The sequence below is a fragment of the Undibacterium sp. Ji42W genome (assembly GCF_049340405.1).
GTDB lineage: Bacteria > Pseudomonadota > Gammaproteobacteria > Burkholderiales > Burkholderiaceae_D > Undibacterium.
Genome location: NZ_JBMPOV010000007.1, coordinates 132,168 through 148,487, shown reverse-complemented (window position 1 = coordinate 148,487; position 16,320 = coordinate 132,168). Strand labels below are relative to the sequence as shown.

The window sequence follows — 16,320 nt, the reverse complement described above, 5'->3', positions numbered from 1 at the left end:
GTCAGCCTCACTCAGCAAGCCCAAAGACCAAACACAAAATCACCACCGGCAAACCCAGCGCAAAAAAACCAGCATACCTATACGCAAACGCCCCGCCCACTGCACCCACGCCAAAGGCCAGCACTGGCCACAAGAATTTCCACAGACGGGCCTTGGTACCGGTGACTGCACTGCCCCTGAGAATATCCACAAGGTCAATCACTATCTGGGTGACGTTGCCTGTCATCACGGTGGTAGGTGCCAGCTCCGTCCATACCAAACGGCTGGCGGCATTTTGGATACCCATGGCGGCGGCACCGGCGATGCCTGCGACAAGTGGCAAGACTGCATCGGTGCTTTGCACGGGCGTGGATAACCAGCCCAGCAACATGAACACCAGCAAGAACAGCAACTGCATACCTGTCAGCGCACGCGCAGCAGATTTGCCGCTGGCCTCAAGTTTGACGGCGACGATGCGCGCCAAGGCCACTGCGAGGATAAACGCGGGGAAAGCGAGGAACTTGATCAGCACGCCATGGCTGGGGTGAGCCAGCTCACTTCCTATGAGCACAAAGTTGCCCGTCACATGGGCGGTGAACAGACCAAACAGGGCGACGAAGCCTACTGTATCAACATAGCCTGCGGTAAAACCCAGGGCGATGCCCAATGTGTGTTTGCTGGTCATGCAGCTTTGCCCTTGCTCAGTGAATACGCGCCCGGCCCGGCCAGGGCAATGGTGCTGAAGATAATCGACAACAGCCAGCCAAACTGGCCTTCAGCGATGCTCCAGTCCGGGTGCACTGCCAGCATCGACACCAGCAACAAGAAGATGATGGGCAGGCAAGCCAGCCTTGTCAAGAAGCCTGCTGCAATCAATAGCGGGCAGACGATTTCTGCCAGCAGCGCCAGCCACAGCGTCAGGCCGCGACCCAGATGCATAGGGTCATCGATATGTGCCAGCTCAGTGCTGTAATGCATGAGCTTGGGCAAGCCATGCACATACAGCAGCATGAAGGCACCCGTCAGCCTGAGGAAGAGCAAGCCCAGGTCAGGTTTGGCCGGCATCGACAGACGCTGGAAGAAATTCATCATACTCATGTCATGCCTTTCAGGCGAACTGGCCAGCAGCGAGATAGCCCACCGTCATGGCGACGACCAGCAAAGCACCTATGGGTGTAGGCGGCGCAGGTGAAGGGATATCCAGCCAGCGGCACAAGCCACCAATGGCCAGGCCCAGTAATGCTCCTATGGCGATATCCATCTCAAGTCCCCTTCTTGTCGTCGAGTGCATGACCACCACACAAGGCCTTGTGTTTTGCTTCCTGCGCCTGGGTGTAACGGTCCACCAGCCAGTAACCCAGGCTCATGGTAAACACCAAAAAAGCCCCACTCAATACCGGCGGTGAAGGCACGGGGATATGCAGCAAGTTACAGCCCGCACCAGTGAAAAAGGAGATGACCAGTCCCAGCAAAATTTTTGAATAGCGCATCGCTTATTCCTTAAAAAGCAAAACAACTACAACCCAGTACACCCCAGAAACCTGAAAAATCAGAGACGGGTACATTCGCACCACGCGCCACATCATGACTGTGCATATGCACGCCACAAGCGCCACGACATTGATGTGGCAATGCCGTTTTTTGCGCCCCTGCCACTGCACGATAATGTCCGCTGACTTTGGTGACGGGCGACCAGTCCGGCAACACCGGTATCGCAGGTGGTGACAAGGGGCCAAATTCTGCCGCGCCATACACGATCTTGCCATTGACGATGGTGAGTACCGCTTCTATGTGTTTGATACTCTCTTCTGCCACGCTGAAATAATCGGCAGACAGCACGGCCAGGTCGGCCAGTTGGCCTTCCTTGATCTGGCCTTTTTTTCCCTGTTCATTCGAGAACCAGCTGCTGCCAAGCGTCCATAATTCCAAGGCGGCATCGCGTGATAATTGTGCATTGACGCTGGACAGGCGCAAGCCGCCAACGGTGCGGCCAGAGACCAGCCAGTACAGCGCCGTCCAGGGGTTATAGCTGGCGACGCGGGTAGCGTCAGTGCCTGCGCCGACGGGCACGCCCATCTCTAGCATCTTGGCAACAGGTGGGGTAGCGCGGGCAGCGTCTGCGCCATAACGTTCTACAAAATATTCACCCTGGAAAGCCATCCTGTGCTGGATGGCGATGCCGCCGCCAAGTGCGCGCACGCGTTCTATATTGCGTTCTGTAATTGTTTCGGCATGGTCAAACATCCAGTGCAGGCCATCGAAGGGGATGTCACGGTTGACCTTTTCAAACACGTCGAGCATGCGGCTGATGGATTCATCATAAGTCGCATGCAAACGGAAAGGCCAGCGCTGGCTGACGAGATGGCGCACGACTTTTTCGAGTTCATCTTCCATGCCTGCGGCCAGGTCGGGGCGTGGTTCCAGGAAATCTTCAAAGTCGGCAGCAGAAAACACCAGCATTTCACCTGCGCCATTGTGGCGGTAAAAATCGCTGCCATCGCCGGGTTTGACCATGTCAGTCCAGCGCTCAAAGTCTTGCAGCTCTTGCCCCTTGTTCTGAGTGAACAGGTTGTACGCTATGCGTATGGTCAACTGCTGTTCTTTGGCAAGCTGGTCGATGATGGCGTAGTCCTCAGGATAATTCTGGAAGCCACCACCGGCATCAATCGCACTGGTCAAACCCAAACGATTCAGCTCGCGCATGAACTGGCGGGTAGAATTGACTTGCAAGTCCAGCGGCAGCTTGGGGCCTTTGGCCAGGGTGGCGTACAGTATCATCGCATTCGGTTTGGCGATGAGCATGCCGGTAGGGTTGCCAGCGGCATCGCGCTGGATTTCACCACCCGGCGGATTGGGGGTGTCCTTGGTATAACCGACTGCGCGCAAGGCGGCACGGTTGAGCAGCGCCCTGTCGTACAGGTGCAGGATAAAGACTGGCGTATCTGGTGCAGCGGCATTGATTTCATCCAGCGTAGGCATGCGCTTTTCTGCGAACTGGAACTCGGTCCACCCACCCACTACCCTCACCCATTGTGGCTGCGGCGTGCGTAGCGCCTGCTCTTTCAACATACCCAGGGCATCTGCCAGCGATGGCACGCCTTCCCAGCGCAATTCAAGATTGTAGTTGAGGCCACCGCGTATCAAATGGATGTGGGAATCATTCAGACCAGGGATGACGCAGCGTTTTTGCAGGTCGATGAGCTTGGTGCTGTCGCCATTGAAGCGCATCACGCTCTCAGTATCACCCACCGCCAGGAACTTGCCATCCTTGATGGCGACTGCACCAGCGAGTGGCTGGCTGCGGTCTACCGTGTGGAACTGGCCGTTGTGTAATATCAGGTCTGCGTACATCGTGGTTACCTCTTGGAAAATCATCATTGATCCGCTGGTTTTTTAGCCACCGGATCATAAAGAACTAATCTTAATGCGCTTCACTGGCATTGAACATGCTCTTCGCATAGATCAGGCCCAGGCCATAGCCGCCGCCGTGGGTAACAGCTGTCGCCACGGTTTGATTGTAAGTCTCGCCACGCGCCCAGTCACGCTGTAATTCAAGCAGGTATTGCAGCGATGTCATCGGGCGGGCACCCATTTGTATCATGCGTTCCATGGCGTGCTGGTGGGCTTCTGCGGAAACGTCACCACAGGCGTCCGCAATCACATACACCTCAAATCCCTGTTCCAGCGCCGAGATAGCCGGGCCGACGATGCAGACGGATGTCCACAGGCCTGCCAACACGATCCTGTCCTTGCCCTTGGCATTGACGAGCTCGGCAATGCGGCTGTCTTCCCAGGTGTTCATGCTGGTGCGGTCAACAATTTTTTCATCCGGGAAAACGTTTTTAATTTCTTCAAAGATAGGGCCGGAAAAAGATTTTTCGGCAACCGTGGTCAGGATGGTGGCAACCGCAAATTCCTTAGCGGCCTTGGCGACCATGGCCGCGTTATTGCGCAGTGCCACCAGGTCGATGGACTTTGTTGCAAAGGCCATTTGCGGTTGGTGATCGATCATGATCAGGGTATGGTTAATTGGGTTCAACAGGGCTTTACCCGGTTCTGCTTTGGCGATAGGCATGATGTGTTCTTTCTGAAAATGAGGATGAATGAGCGACTACGTTTACTTCGTGCGCCTGGCTTGCCAGATGGCGCCAGCCAGGAAAACAATGAATAGAAAACCGAACAAGGCTTTTAGCGCTGATGCCTCGGGGCTGTCGAGCAAGGGATGGCCCAGCGGCAGGCGGGTGCTGGTCTCGGTAATGCCGGGTATCAGGTGGAAAAAGAAACTCAGTGAATAGCTGACGACCTCTACCCGGCGCGAAAAGCGGCCAAACACCGACCTGGTTTGTGCCAGCACTGCCACGGCCAATACCGCCAGCGTGATCAGCGCTAGTGCATGCGGTTTGCCAAAACCACCGTGGGCAAATATGCCCAGACCAGTCAGGCAGGAAACCACTGTCGTCACCAGATAGACTTTACCACCAGTCTTGCGAGTGTCTATGGCTTGCCAGCGCCAGAAGGCGTGCAGGCCGGCAATCACGGCCACCAGACTGATGGCGGTATGAAAAATACCCAGTGTAGTCAGTCCCAACATGGTCTTGCCTTTTCTTTAATAGTGCTTATTGCAGATGTCGCGAAAATTCATGAAACTCATGGTCTGGTATCGCTCAGGACAATCAGACGCCGTCCGAAAAATTTTGCATCCAGTGAATAGGCACCTGGTCCCAGCAAAGCCAGTGCTATTGCATTTGCCATGACGATGGCAATCACCGGCAACACAAATTGCCACTGCATGCCTTGCATATCCTGACTCAACAAGCATATGCCAGCTTCCACCACGCACAGCAGGGCGAGCAGCGGTGTCAATATGCCGATGCAAAGCAAAACCACCAGTCCCACTACTAGCTTGTCCACCCACCAGGCCAGTGTCGTCACCCCACAACAGGCGCTGGCAGCAGGCAATTGCAAGGCCACCACGATGCGTAGTATCAGCAAACCTGCCCCGGCGCGGCCAGCCGGGAACATGGAATAGAGTCTTTGCATCGCTGGCCTTGGCAGACGTAGCTGAGCTTGAGCCTTGACTAAGCCTTGACTAAGCCTTGATAAAGCTCAGCATGTCCTTGTTGAACTGCTCCTTGTGGGTATCTGTCAAGCCATGTGGTGCACCTGCATAGACCAACAGTTTGGAATTCTTGACCAGCTTGGCAGATGCGCGGCCAGCCGCATCGATAGGCACGATCTGGTCGTCATCACCATGCACGACCAGGGTAGGAATATCGAATTTCTTGAGGTCTTCCCTGAAGTCAGTTTCCGAGAATGCCTTGATGGAATCATAGGTATTCTTGTGCCCGCCCTGCATACCCTGCGCCCACCATGAGTACACCAGGCCTTGCGATACTTTGGCACCAGGACGATTGAACCCGTAGAAAGGCCCACCTGCCACATCCAGATACAGTTGCGCACGGTTAGCCAGTGAACCGGCACGCAAGCCATCAAACACGGACATCGGCAAGCCACCTGGATTGGTATCCGTCTTCAACATCAATGGTGGCACGGCCGAGATCAGGCCAGCCTTGGCCAGACGCTTGGTGCCATGGCGGCCAATATAACGTGCCACTTCGCCACCACCCGTGGAGAAACCGAACAGGACGACGTTTTTCAAGTCCAGCAATTCAATCAGTTGCGCCAGGTCATCGGCATAGTGATCCATATCATTGCCATCCCAAGGCTGGCTGGAGCGGCCATGGCCACGGCGGTCGTGGGCGATACAGCGAAAGCCTTGCGATGCCAGGAAGATCATTTGCGATTCCCAGCTATCAGAATTCAGTGGCCAGCCATGGCAAAAAACGACGGGCTGACCTGAGCCCCAGTCCTTGTAATAGATATCGGTACCATCTTTGGTTTTGAAGTAAGCCATTTTTTTCTCTCCGTTGAAATGAGCCGGTGTTGCGGATGTAGAGGACATTGCCATTGCCCCAAAAGACAGGCCAGACAAGCTGACGGCACCAACAGTAGCAACGCCGCCCAGCAAGACCTTGCGCCGCTGATAGTCAACAGCCACGCTGTCGTCTTTGGTTTCCATGAATTTCTCCAATTGCATCAATAAAGTAAGATGCGACCCAGTGTAGGGGTTTTGCGAAAATTGCACATCGCTCTAAAGCGGGATAAGCCACTCATCATTTCGGGTAGTTTTTGGATACAACGAGACGCTACTGCCGGTACAATTGCGTTTGCAGGAAGCGCGATGCTCTGGCGATGCTGAATCTTTTAAACTGTTGGCTGGACAATGCTGGGTGACTTAGTGTCAATGACAATTCGGTGCCTGAACCTGGCGCGCTCCAGATGTCCAGCCTGGTTTGTAGTGTGCAGACCTGCGCCAGTATTTGCTGCAAACATGGATACCCATGCTTGCCGCCTGAGGCTGAGCCAGGTTTTGCATAGCCCTTGCCATCATCACGAATGCGCAGTCCAAACATCCCAAGGGCATAGCAGAGTTCGACCTCCACCCTTTTTGCGCGGGCATGAACAGCAGCATTGATCATCGCCGTACGCGCCAGTTGGTAGGTGACATTACGCGCGGCCAATGTGAAGGGCACGCCATGTCCGTTGATGCTCAGGCAAAATGAAGTCTGGCTCTTTTCCGCAAGGATGCATGCCAATTCAGCCAGCGCCTGCTCAAGATCGCCGCCCGGCGCGGCGGCATCTTGCTCATCCTGCATCGCTTGCCGTCCTTGCGCCAGCAAACCGTCTGCATTGTCTAGCAGGGTTTCGATTTGCGCGCGCCCTTGTCCCTGGGCTGGCAATTGGCTGGCGGTGGCTTGCAGGCTCAGCATCAAGCCTTGCACGCCCTGTATCAGGGTATCGTGCATTTCCTCAAGCCCGGTGCTGTCCCGCGACCGCTCGCGACTCAAGACCGCAGCGCGCGACATGCCCGCCTGACAGAGAAAGTAGATGCATAGACTCAGCACCAGCAAAACCAGAGTCGATTGCCAGGACAACATCGCCTGATAGAAATGCGCCGCATCAGGCATGCTAAAAACCGGATAGGCTGCGATCAACATGCTGTCCTGGTTTTGTGTGAGGTAAGTCAGCAATATCATGCCACCGGTGCAAACCCGCAATTACTCTTCAGGGTAATTGACAGCCATAACGATCAATTAGTGCGTTTGCTCTGACGATTGATCAAGGGCAGCTAATACCAGTTTTACTAAACAATGCTATATTGCACTTTTTAACAACTACTGCGGATGCGAAGCTTTACCAGCCAGTGGAAGCCCGCTCCCAGGTCCATTTTGCAAACAGGAATCATGGAACATTGCGAATCGGCCACAGCAATCACTATCTTGTCAGTGGATGATCATCCCCTGTTTCGTCAGGGTATCGCCAGCGTCATCGACAGCCAGCCAGACATGCGCCTGGCTGGTGAAGCCACCAATGGCAACGAAGCACTGGCCAGTTACCGCGCCTTGCGCCCTGACATTACCCTCATGGATATCCAGATGCCGGACATGAATGGCATCGATGCCACCATCGCCATACGGCAGGAATTCCCACAAGCCAGGATCATTATCCTCACCACCTATGAAGGCGATGTACGCGCCCTGCGCGCCGTCAAGGCTGGCGCTGCCGGTTACCTGCTCAAGAGCATGTTACGCAAGGATTTGCTCGACACCGTGCGCCAGGTGCATAGTGGTCGTCGCTGCATCCCCAACGACATTGCCATGGAACTGATCTCGCCCACTAGCGGCGATGCCCTGAGTAAACGCGAGGTAGAAGTGCTTAAACTGGTGGCCGACGGCAAATCCAACAAGCGTATCGCCCTCTCCCTGACCATTTCGGAAGACACTGTCAAGGCCCATGTCAAAAATATCCTGGCAAAACTGACCGCTAACGACCGCACCCACGCCGCCGTGCTGGCCCTGCAACGCGGTATCATTGACTTGAATTGTCAGCAGCAAGTTCAACATCAGGCGATGAAATCCTGAGACGACGATCGGATAAGAAAAACTAGCCTGATCAGATGACAAACACCGCTGAAGCTCAAAAAAATCCCCAACAAAAACACCTGTTCTCCTGGATCAGGCTGGCGCTATTCTTTTGCCTGATGCTCTACTTCCTGCTGCGCGCCATCGACTTATTGCACCAGGCAGGTTGCGCGCAAAACCCCGGCGTTGGCGGGACCATAGAATCTGACGACCTTGGTTTGTTTTCAGCAGGCTATCAATGGCTGGTGATGCTCTCGGGTGCTGCCATCTTCGCCACCTGGCCGGGTGTCAGCAAATGGCGTGGCCTGTGGCGCGCATTTCTTTTCATTGTCGTCAGTTTTTGTTTGTCGATTGCACTGTCAGTCTGGTATGAAAATGATGTGGCAGAAACTTGCGTGCGACCTGTTACGGCTGTCCGCAACACCGACTGCATTGACATGCGTATGACCAACATTGCCAACATAGCGCTTCAACGTATATAGTCTCTCGCATAAATCAGTCAACAGTGATCTGGTAACAAGCACATCAAGGCCTATATGTTCGATCAACTAAAAAATCTGCTGCAAACCAATAACGCCCGCTTTCGCGTAGTGGAACATCCAGCCGAAGGCCAGTCAGAAAAAGTCGCTGCCATACGCGGTACAGAAGTCGGCCAGGGTGCCAAGGCCATGCTATGCCAGAGCAAGGATGAGGTGCCGAAACTGATATTGGCGATTTTGCCGGGTGACCAGAAGATCGATTTCAAAAAGCTGGCGACTGCCGTGCAAGTGAAAAAGACCAACTTCGCTGCACCAGAAGCTGCGATGGAAAAAACCGGCTGCGTCATCGGCGCGATACCGCCTTTTGTGTTTTCTGATGACATCGCGCTGGTGCTTGATCCTTCACTGGTCGCACGATACGCCGAAATCGCTTTCAACGCGGGTCGACTGGATACCTCCATCATCTTGAATACGGAAGATTATCTGCGCATTGCCAAGCCCCTACTGCATGATATTTGTGCGGCTTGATGCGATGCAGCTTTCCTGGTTTGCATCTTTTTTTTTACTGATCAAGCGCCACGTTTACCTCATCGCGATATGGGCTGGGATCACCTGGTTTTGCTGTCAGGATTACTTTGGCTTTGTCATATATTTGCTTGCTTTACCTGGCGTGCTATACGCCTTCATCAAATGTGTCTTCAACTGGCGTACGGGCGAACTGCGTAATAAATATATCCTCTGTGTTGTCATGATCGTGTTGGCCTTTACGACCATTACCGTTTTACATCAATACAAAGATGACGAAGCCAGGGTGTATGCAGATCACATCGTCGGTGAACTGGAGCAATATTACAAACTACATGGGAAACTGCCTCTCAGCCTGAACGACATTCCAGCACTGGCGACTCAAGGAAAGCCATTCCACATGCTTTTTTACATGAATGAAAAAAATGGGCCATTTTTATTCTACGCAACTAGCTTTGCGCCTTTTTTGGGCTGGAATTATGATTTTGAGAAAAAGCAATGGCTTTATCAACACGACTGAACATCATTTTCAAGTTTTTAAATTTTCCACTCTCCTCAAGGACACCCCATGCAACAAACCACCTGGACCGCAGTTGATGATTATTTCTGTGAACGCCTGATCCCGGCCGACGCAGTGCTGAGTGCAGCGCTACAAGATAGCGATGCGGGCGATTTGCCGCAACATCATGTTGCACCGAATCAGGGCAAGTTCCTGCACTTGCTGGCCAAACTGCAAGGCGCAAAAACGGTACTGGAATTTGGCACGCTCGGTGGCTACAGCACGATATGGCTGGCGCGGGCCCTGCCAGAAGACGGGCGCGTCGTATCGCTTGAATTCAACCCGCACAATGCGGCGATTGCGCAAAAGAATATAGAACGTGCTGGCCTCTCGCACAAGGTGGATATACGCGTGGGCAAGGCACTCGACACCCTGCCGCAGCTGGAGGCAGAAGGCATACACCCGTTTGACCTGATCTTTATCGATGCCGACAAACCGAACAACCCGCATTATCTCGACTGGTCGATCAAACTCTCGCGCCCCGGCACCCTCATCATCGGTGATAATGTCGTGCGCAATGGTGCGGTGGCTGATCCTGCCAGCACAGACGCCAATGTACAGGGCGTGCGAAGTTTTTTTGATTTGATGGCGAACAATCCAAGGTTGTCTGCCACTGCTTTGCAGACTGTGGGCAGCAAAGGCTATGATGGCTTCTCGATGGCGCTGGTGATTGCTTAACCATCGCTTGGCCATTGCCCGATCGTTTGTAGGGTGCGCCATGCGCACCGTTTTAGCAATTTACGTAAAGATAAAAGCGGTGCGCATGGCGCACCCTACAGCACGCTATCAACATCATCTTCCATGAAACGCATCTTCGCAATGTCAATCCCACTCATCCTCGCCTTTGCTGCCTATATGGGCCTGAAGCCTGTTCCCATCACACCTGTCGCCTGGCAAGCTCCTGTCAGCCAGGGCTACACTGGGGTGCATGCAGTCAATACCAGGCTGCAAGACTTGCATATGATAGACCTGCATGGCGAAGTGGGGCCTGAGCATGTGTTGATAGGGCGAGATGGCAAACTCTACACCGGGGTAGAAAGCGGCAAGATTTTACGCATCCAGCCAGATGGCAGCGCGCAGGAAGTGTTGTGCACTACTGGCGGCAGGCCACTGGGCATGGCCTTTGATGCGGACGACCAGCTTATCGTGGCAGATGCCTGGAAGGGTCTATTGTCCATCGCTGCCGACGGTAATGTCACTGTCTTGCTGGGTATCGCCGAAGGTGGGCCATTACATTTCCCGGATGCTGTGGTCGTCGCCAGGACAGGCAAGATTTATCTGACAGATTCATCAACCCACTTCACACCCAGGCAATGGGGCAGCACCAACGAAGCCGCCATGCTGGATATTTTTGAACAGTCATCGACCGGCCGGGTGCTGGAATATGATCCGGTCAAAAAATCTGCGCGCGTCATCGCCCAGGGTCTGAGTTTCGCCAATGGCATTGCCCTCAGCGGTGATGAAAGCAGCCTGCTTGTTGCCGAGAGTGGCAAGTTCAGAGTATGGAAGATCGCGAGTGCAGCCCAGCAACTGGACCTGGCCAAACCCTCGCCACAAGCAATAATCCTGTTCGATAACCTGCCAGGGTACCCGGACAATCTCATGCGCGGCAAAGACGACAAGTTATGGCTGGGCCTGGCAGGCCAACGCAACTTCCTCGACCAAACCGCACAACGCCCCTACCTGCGCAGCATGGCGCTGCGCATCCCACGCCTGTTCTGGAAAATGCCACCAGCCTATGGCCACGTCATTGCCTTTACTGAAGACGGCAAAGTCATCAACGACCTGCAAGACCCCAGCGGCAATTCACCGACCGTCACTGGCGTGACAGAAACTGCGAACCGGCTGTATATTCATAATGTCAGTGGCAAGGGTTTGGGGTGGATGGGGAAGTAAGAGATATGCAAACAGGTTGCGTTCAGCATCATGATCCTGATAAAGAAAATTCATTGGCGATCAAATCTGATTGCGTCGACGCTATCCTCCTGCGACCTTACTATTCATTCACTCTCTTGTATTGAACGTCCATGTTTTATTCCACTGTCGGCAAATACACCGTTAGCATCACCACTGACCCGAACGAAATTTCTCACAAACTTGCCAGAGGGGATTTCGTTGTTCACAAGCGCATTGAGAGCGACCGTGATAAGGACGTTCAAGCCTACATCGCCATCGGCGTGACAGATTGTGGGCATGGCGCAGATTTGTTATTTGAAGCTTGGTACTTCCCAGGCCCCTTGCACGGGTGCCACCCTGGTGTCCTGATCATCCCGGAGACTGCCACCGTCTTTATCGGCATTGGCGAGGATGCCTATACCTATTCAATGGCACCGATTGAGCTCATCAGCAAAGAAAGTGCAGAAGCCGGGTTTTGGTACTGGTCAAGATACGGTGATACTGTTTTAATGATTGCAGAGCTTGAGCTTTCCGCATGGACCTTGGATGGCAAAAGAAAATGGACTCGCTTCGTAGAGCCACCCTGGCACTACAGCAAAGAGAACGACGTCATCTCACTGGATGTCATGGGACATATCTCTCTTTTGTCATTGGAAACAGGCCAAGACATCAGGGTTGAAGAGTAAAAAATAGCCAGCCAGTAGGGTGCGTCTTGACGCACCACATGCCCAGCACCATATCCCATAGCGCAAGAGATCGAAGAAATGGCAATAAGAGCGGTGCGTTACAACGCACCCTACTGATTGAAATTTTGGTGAATACTACAATCAAAAATCTCACCCAAATTAATCCACCAGTCCCCACTGCCCCAGCATCCATGCCTGTTGAAATGCGTGTTCGCGCAGGCTGTCGTAGCGGCCTGATGCACCTGAGTGGCCTGCGTGCATATTGGTTTTGAATAACAGCTGGCGTTGGTCGGTTTTGAGGGTGCGCAGTCTGGCGACGTATTTGGCGGGTTCCCAATAATGTACCGGGCTGTCGTTGAGGCCCGCCAGTACCAGCATGGCGGGATAGGCTTGTTGCCGTAGATTGTCATACGGCGCGTAGCTGCGCAGGTAGTCATACACGGTCTTGTTGTTGGGGTTGCCCCATTCCAGGTATTCGCCCGTAGTCAGTGGCAGTTTGGGGTTCATCATGGTGTTGAGGCTATCGACGAAAGGTACCTCAAGCACGGCGGCGTGAAATAAGTGCGGGCGCTCGTTGAGAACTGCACCGATCAGCAAACCACCGGCGCTGGCACCATGGATGATGAGTTTGCCAGAGCTGGTCCAGCCTTGTGCAATCAGATATTCAGAGGCTGCGATAAAGTCGCTGAAGCTGTTTTTCTTTTTCATGAGCATGCCATCAACACGCCATTGCTCACCGAGATCATTACCACCACGGATGCCAGCTTCTACATAGATGACGCCACGATCCAGCAGATTGATGCGGCCTACATCAAACTGGGCGTCTGAAGCTTCACCATAGGCACCATAGCCATACAGCAGCAATGGCGCACTGCCATCAAAGGCTATCCCTTTTTTATACACGGCCCACAAAGGGATTTGTGCACCGTCCTGGGCAGTGGCCCACAGGCGCTTGCTTTCATAGTGTTGTGGATCATAGTTGCCAAGTATTTCATAGCGCTTTAATACCTTGCGCTGGCCGCTGGCAACATCAACTCCATAGATCACGGGTGGTGTCAGTGGTGATTGATATGAAATGCGATAAGAAGACGACTCGTAGCCATCGCCATCCATGCCAGCGACAAAATAGACTGCCTCATCAAAGTCCAGCGTTTGCCAGCGCTGTTGGGCAAAGTGATAAATCCGCATGCGCGTGGCCGCCTGTTTTTTTTCGGTAACGACCATAAAATCACGATAGACATCCAGTTTCTCGGTCAGGACATCAGGGTCATAGTCAGTAAAATTTTTCCAGTACCGTGCCGATGGCTGGGTCACGCTGGCGGTGACGATGCGAAAATTGATGGCGTCCAGATTGGTGGTGATATACAGCCTGCCTTCACGATGGGCAACGCTGTAGCGCAAGCCTTTTTTCCTGGTCTGTATCATCTGCCAGGGTACTTGCGGCGTGGCAGCGGGCAGCATCCGGGTTTCATTGCTGTCATAGGATGAAGCGTCGAGGAAAATCAGCTTTTCATCACTGGCGGGATAAACGGCAAGATTGAATTCCTGCGCAGCTTCATGGTATTGCAGCACAGGTTTGCCACCGAGTCGCTGGCGGTAAAGGCGGTCCGGGCGCAGGGTCACCGCATCGCCACTGACATAGAACAGGGTTTGATTATCTGCCGCCCAGGCGAGTGAAGACACCCGTTTCGCCCTGTCAGGCAAGAGCTGGCCGCTGCCAAGGTCTTTGACAAACAGCTCAAATCTGAGGTCACCAGAAAAATCCAGTGTATAGGCCAGTTTGCTGCCGTCAGGGCTGACCTGGAATTCACCAAGGGCCACATAGCGATGCTGACGTGCTAGTTGGTTAAGATCAAGCAAGATTTCTTCTGCGGCCGCTTCATCCCATTTCATGACACCATCCACCACTTGTGCAGCGCGGCGGCACAGCAAGGGATGCTGCTGTCCGGCCTCGATACGTTTGTAGTAATAAAACTGTCCATGGCGCTGTGGCAGATTCATATCGACTTCTTTGACCCTGGCCTTGCTGGCTTCAAACAGGCGCGTTGCCAGAGGCTGCAAGGGCTGCATCTGTTTTTCTGCATAGGCATTTTCTTGCTGCAGGTAAGCCACGACCCGGGGGTCTTGTTTATTGCTGAGCCAGTGATAGTGATCGATGTAGGCCTGGCCGTGGTGGTTTTTTTGCTGGCCTGTCTTTTGGCGATGGGCGCACTATCAATATCTTGCGCTGCCAATGGCAACGGATGAATAAGGAAAATCGCCAACAATAACAACAGACGCAGCATGTCAAAACCTGTTCAAATCAGTTTGTGTGGAGAGCAGAAAAATACGCATTGGTTCAGCGGGAACGCAATGGAAGTATTTTCATTATGACATGATTTTAAGTGAGAATCAGCAGTATCAACTGCGGACAGTGACGCAAGGCGCATTGTCGTACGCCGTCTGTATGAGATGATCCCTGAAAACTTCATGACCTCTCAACACAGAGGCACTGGGACACAGAGTGGGCACAGAGGGGTGTACCTCAAAGATATTTGCATGAGTGCGTAGAGCAAGACGCCCATGCATTAAAGTCTCAGTGCAATTTTTTTGCAACATGAGTTGTGAACGGTTCGCCTTTTGCCTGCGGATAAAAACCCGTAGGGTGCGCCACGCGCACCGCATTTATGTCTATGCGGATTGCAAAGATGGTGCGCACGGCGCACCCTACAGAACGAGCTTCAGCCTATAGCAGCCTACAAAGATCAAGCGTACTGATAACTCATCGCCGCCCGCACCATGAGGCTAATGATGTCTCTGGCAGGAAAATCCATGAGCACGGTGCCGAAGTAGGCGCCCCAGGGGTCATGGGGCTGGGTGATGAAATTGGTATAGATATCGTCCCGCACCTTGGGTAACAGGTAGGCGGCATAGTCGCCAGGAAAATAGCCCAGATCAGGCACGCGACTGGCCGAGGTATAAGTGACGAACCAGATCACAGACGCGGTGCCGCTACTTAGCGCTTTGCCCAGGTGTTTTTCTATTTTGTCCCACTTGGTGTCCTTCATATCTTTCCAGTGGTTTTCTACATCCAGGCCGGGTTGCTGACCTGACTGTACGTGCCGCCAGTCAACCTGGTAATCGATATTGCCCCAGTACAGGCCGCGGTCTGGTGCTGATAGTTGGTAGTTGGCACCATCATCGCCATCGACAAAGGCAAAGATGATCTTGCCCCTGGCATCTTTCAATGTGGGAACGGTGTGGTCCTTGTAGAATAATTGGTCGAGTGTCTTGCCGTTGTAGCCACTGCGCTTGTTGATGATTTTCCAGAAGGCGTCGTAGAAGACTGAACGTACCTGTGCATCTTTTTCCTGCTTGATCAATAACACCACGCATTCTGTAGGGTTGTCTTTTAAAAATTGCAGACAATCGTCGAGCACAAAATACTTGGTTCCCTGGTCGTGGGGAGTATTGGCATCAAAAAAGGCTTCCTGGTAATAGCTGGCATGATGGATAGAGAAATTGACTTCGTTATTGGCAACTGGCAAATAGCGCAGGCGTATGTCAAACACGCGCAGGCCTTGCCGCAATTGTTCTGCCAGTGTCCATTGCTGGCATTCGCAGCCATAACCAAAGCGTGACATCGATTCATGCGTGCCTGGCAGGCTGACCATGGATAGCAGGGCTTCGTCGTCGATGACAGACATCCAGCCTTGCGGGTAGGCATAAAAGGCAATGGCACCTTCGCTCCAGCCTGAGTGGTTTTCCTTGCTGGTGTCGTAATAATAGCGGTCGGGGTCGGGGGCGTTGTGGCGATAAATGGCGACCGTGCCTTTCTGCTCGCTGGTATAGGCGTAAAACGCGACCGTGCCTTCACTCCAGCCTGCATTGTTTTCTTTATGGGTATCGTAATAAAACCGGTCGGGGTCTTTGGCAAAATGGCTGTAGATCGGGACGGTGCCCGGTGCCTGGTCTTTATATGCTTGGAAGAAAATCTCGCCTTCAGACCAGCCAGGGTAACTGGCTACATTGGTATCGTAATAATAGCGTACCGGCTTGTCTATACTGTGCAAAAAAACTGGCGTGAGTTCTGCCATGCTGCTCTCCTGAATGTAGCGCTATATGGGAAAAACGGGAATGCGTATTTTGTAGCGACAACAGGCGAGTATGTCCATCTGCCATAATCAAGCCAATTCAAGTGCAGATTAAAGTGCAGATTAATAAGGTGGTTTATT

The 16,320-nt window shown here is 53.2% G+C and carries 19 protein-coding genes and 1 pseudogene; 7 read left to right on the top strand and 13 right to left on the bottom strand.

What is annotated here, in order from left to right:
• Nucleotides 1-7: 7 nt before the first annotated feature.
• The 10 genes from ACO0LG_RS16630 to ACO0LG_RS16585 all read right to left on the bottom strand — a co-directional run bounded on the left by ACO0LG_RS16630 (nt 8) and on the right by ACO0LG_RS16585 (nt 7,097).
• Entirely contained in the window at nt 8-664 is a 657-nt protein-coding gene (locus ACO0LG_RS16630) for a YoaK family protein (protein ID WP_423028295.1), read from the bottom strand.
• Nucleotides 661-1,077, bottom strand: coding sequence for a DoxX family protein (locus tag ACO0LG_RS16625; RefSeq protein ID WP_423028293.1), 417 nt, complete (start codon nt 1,075-1,077; stop codon nt 661-663). The genes ACO0LG_RS16630 and ACO0LG_RS16625 overlap by 4 nt, the downstream gene beginning before the upstream one ends.
• Nucleotides 1,078-1,087: 10 nt before the next feature.
• The gene (locus ACO0LG_RS16620; RefSeq protein ID WP_162060251.1) at nt 1,088-1,240 is read right to left on the bottom strand and encodes a DUF1427 family protein; all 153 of its coding nucleotides are present in this window, start codon (nt 1,238-1,240) and stop codon (nt 1,088-1,090) included.
• A gap of 1 nt (nt 1,241) precedes the next feature.
• A complete protein-coding gene (locus ACO0LG_RS16615; protein ID WP_423028291.1) occupies nt 1,242-1,469 on the bottom strand; it encodes a DUF1427 family protein in 228 nt (75 codons plus the stop codon).
• Nucleotides 1,470-1,479: 10 nt separating this feature from the next.
• Nucleotides 1,480-3,330 carry an amidohydrolase gene (locus tag ACO0LG_RS16610; protein ID WP_423028289.1) on the bottom strand — a complete coding sequence of 617 codons (1,851 nt, stop codon included), beginning with the start codon at nt 3,328-3,330 and terminating at the stop codon, nt 1,480-1,482.
• A gap of 70 nt (nt 3,331-3,400) precedes the next feature.
• Entirely contained in the window at nt 3,401-4,054 is a 654-nt protein-coding gene (locus ACO0LG_RS16605) for a hydrolase (protein WP_423028287.1), read from the bottom strand.
• A gap of 42 nt (nt 4,055-4,096) precedes the next feature.
• On the bottom strand, nt 4,097-4,570 hold the full coding sequence (locus ACO0LG_RS16600; protein WP_423028285.1) for a hypothetical protein: 474 nt from the start codon (nt 4,568-4,570) through the stop codon (nt 4,097-4,099).
• Between the two features lie 56 nt (nt 4,571-4,626).
• Nucleotides 4,627-5,019 (bottom strand): hypothetical protein, encoded by a 393-nt coding sequence (locus ACO0LG_RS16595; protein WP_423028283.1) that lies wholly within the window; start codon nt 5,017-5,019, stop codon nt 4,627-4,629.
• A 49-nt stretch (nt 5,020-5,068) separates the two neighbouring features.
• Nucleotides 5,069-5,893 carry an alpha/beta fold hydrolase gene (locus ACO0LG_RS16590; protein ID WP_423028743.1) on the bottom strand — a complete coding sequence of 275 codons (825 nt, stop codon included), beginning with the start codon at nt 5,891-5,893 and terminating at the stop codon, nt 5,069-5,071.
• A gap of 292 nt (nt 5,894-6,185) precedes the next feature.
• Complete coding sequence (locus ACO0LG_RS16585) at nt 6,186-7,097, bottom strand: sensor histidine kinase (RefSeq protein ID WP_423028282.1); 912 nt, start codon at nt 7,095-7,097, stop codon at nt 6,186-6,188.
• Between the two features lie 186 nt (nt 7,098-7,283).
• On the opposite strand from ACO0LG_RS16585, the gene ACO0LG_RS16580 reads away from it, so the two are divergent.
• The 7 genes from ACO0LG_RS16580 (at nt 7,284) to ACO0LG_RS16550 (ending at nt 12,106) form a co-directional block, all read left to right on the top strand.
• Nucleotides 7,284-7,961 carry a response regulator gene (locus ACO0LG_RS16580; protein ID WP_423028280.1) on the top strand — a complete coding sequence of 226 codons (678 nt, stop codon included), beginning with the start codon at nt 7,284-7,286 and terminating at the stop codon, nt 7,959-7,961.
• Between the two features lie 35 nt (nt 7,962-7,996).
• Nucleotides 7,997-8,443, top strand: coding sequence for a hypothetical protein (locus tag ACO0LG_RS16575; protein WP_423028278.1), 447 nt, complete (start codon nt 7,997-7,999; stop codon nt 8,441-8,443).
• Nucleotides 8,444-8,497: 54 nt separating this feature from the next.
• Entirely contained in the window at nt 8,498-8,968 is a 471-nt protein-coding gene (locus tag ACO0LG_RS16570; protein WP_423028276.1) for a YbaK/prolyl-tRNA synthetase associated domain-containing protein, read from the top strand.
• Entirely contained in the window at nt 8,931-9,485 is a 555-nt protein-coding gene (locus ACO0LG_RS16565) for a hypothetical protein (RefSeq protein ID WP_423028274.1), read from the top strand. The genes ACO0LG_RS16570 and ACO0LG_RS16565 overlap by 38 nt, the downstream gene beginning before the upstream one ends.
• A gap of 48 nt (nt 9,486-9,533) precedes the next feature.
• Nucleotides 9,534-10,202 carry an O-methyltransferase gene (locus tag ACO0LG_RS16560; protein ID WP_423028272.1) on the top strand — a complete coding sequence of 223 codons (669 nt, stop codon included), beginning with the start codon at nt 9,534-9,536 and terminating at the stop codon, nt 10,200-10,202.
• Nucleotides 10,203-10,343: 141 nt separating this feature from the next.
• Nucleotides 10,344-11,420, top strand: a complete 1,077-nt coding sequence (locus ACO0LG_RS16555) for an SMP-30/gluconolactonase/LRE family protein (RefSeq protein ID WP_423028270.1) — start codon at nt 10,344-10,346, stop codon at nt 11,418-11,420.
• A 131-nt stretch (nt 11,421-11,551) separates the two neighbouring features.
• A complete protein-coding gene (locus ACO0LG_RS16550) occupies nt 11,552-12,106 on the top strand; it encodes a hypothetical protein (RefSeq protein ID WP_423028268.1) in 555 nt (184 codons plus the stop codon).
• Nucleotides 12,107-12,265: 159 nt separating this feature from the next.
• On the opposite strand, the gene ACO0LG_RS16545 is transcribed toward ACO0LG_RS16550, so the two are convergent.
• The 3 genes and pseudogenes from ACO0LG_RS16545 to ACO0LG_RS16535 form a co-directional block, all read right to left on the bottom strand.
• Nucleotides 12,266-13,009 (bottom strand): prolyl oligopeptidase family serine peptidase, encoded by a 744-nt coding sequence (locus ACO0LG_RS16545; RefSeq protein WP_423028741.1) that lies wholly within the window; start codon nt 13,007-13,009, stop codon nt 12,266-12,268.
• A gap of 108 nt (nt 13,010-13,117) precedes the next feature.
• Nucleotides 13,118-14,293 (bottom strand): annotated as a pseudogene (locus ACO0LG_RS16540) (oligopeptidase B); the annotation flags it as partial.
• A 557-nt stretch (nt 14,294-14,850) separates the two neighbouring features.
• Entirely contained in the window at nt 14,851-16,182 is a 1,332-nt protein-coding gene (locus ACO0LG_RS16535) for a hypothetical protein (protein ID WP_423028266.1), read from the bottom strand.
• Between the last annotated feature and the right edge of the window lie 138 nt (nt 16,183-16,320).

Bases quoted from the DNA above. Each gene is read 5' to 3' on its own strand.
- ACO0LG_RS16580 (WP_423028280.1), top strand. From the start codon at position 7,284: ATGGAACATTGCGAATCGGCCACAGCAATCACTATCTTGTCAGTGGAT.
- ACO0LG_RS16630 (WP_423028295.1), bottom strand. From the start codon at position 664: ATGACCAGCAAACACACATTGGGCATCGCCCTGGGTTTTACCGCAGGC.
- ACO0LG_RS16575 (WP_423028278.1), top strand. From the start codon at position 7,997: ATGACAAACACCGCTGAAGCTCAAAAAAATCCCCAACAAAAACACCTG.
- ACO0LG_RS16535 (WP_423028266.1), bottom strand. From the start codon at position 16,182: ATGGCAGAACTCACGCCAGTTTTTTTGCACAGTATAGACAAGCCGGTA.
- ACO0LG_RS16615 (WP_423028291.1), bottom strand. From the start codon at position 1,469: ATGCGCTATTCAAAAATTTTGCTGGGACTGGTCATCTCCTTTTTCACT.
- ACO0LG_RS16620 (WP_162060251.1), bottom strand. From the start codon at position 1,240: ATGGATATCGCCATAGGAGCATTACTGGGCCTGGCCATTGGTGGCTTG.
- ACO0LG_RS16600 (WP_423028285.1), bottom strand. From the start codon at position 4,570: ATGTTGGGACTGACTACACTGGGTATTTTTCATACCGCCATCAGTCTG.
- ACO0LG_RS16570 (WP_423028276.1), top strand. From the start codon at position 8,498: ATGTTCGATCAACTAAAAAATCTGCTGCAAACCAATAACGCCCGCTTT.
- ACO0LG_RS16555 (WP_423028270.1), top strand. From the start codon at position 10,344: ATGTCAATCCCACTCATCCTCGCCTTTGCTGCCTATATGGGCCTGAAG.
- ACO0LG_RS16625 (WP_423028293.1), bottom strand. From the start codon at position 1,077: ATGAGTATGATGAATTTCTTCCAGCGTCTGTCGATGCCGGCCAAACCT.
- ACO0LG_RS16550 (WP_423028268.1), top strand. From the start codon at position 11,552: ATGTTTTATTCCACTGTCGGCAAATACACCGTTAGCATCACCACTGAC.
- ACO0LG_RS16605 (WP_423028287.1), bottom strand. From the start codon at position 4,054: ATGCCTATCGCCAAAGCAGAACCGGGTAAAGCCCTGTTGAACCCAATT.
- ACO0LG_RS16595 (WP_423028283.1), bottom strand. From the start codon at position 5,019: ATGCAAAGACTCTATTCCATGTTCCCGGCTGGCCGCGCCGGGGCAGGT.
- ACO0LG_RS16610 (WP_423028289.1), bottom strand. From the start codon at position 3,330: ATGTACGCAGACCTGATATTACACAACGGCCAGTTCCACACGGTAGAC.
- ACO0LG_RS16590 (WP_423028743.1), bottom strand. From the start codon at position 5,893: ATGGCTTACTTCAAAACCAAAGATGGTACCGATATCTATTACAAGGAC.
- ACO0LG_RS16560 (WP_423028272.1), top strand. From the start codon at position 9,534: ATGCAACAAACCACCTGGACCGCAGTTGATGATTATTTCTGTGAACGC.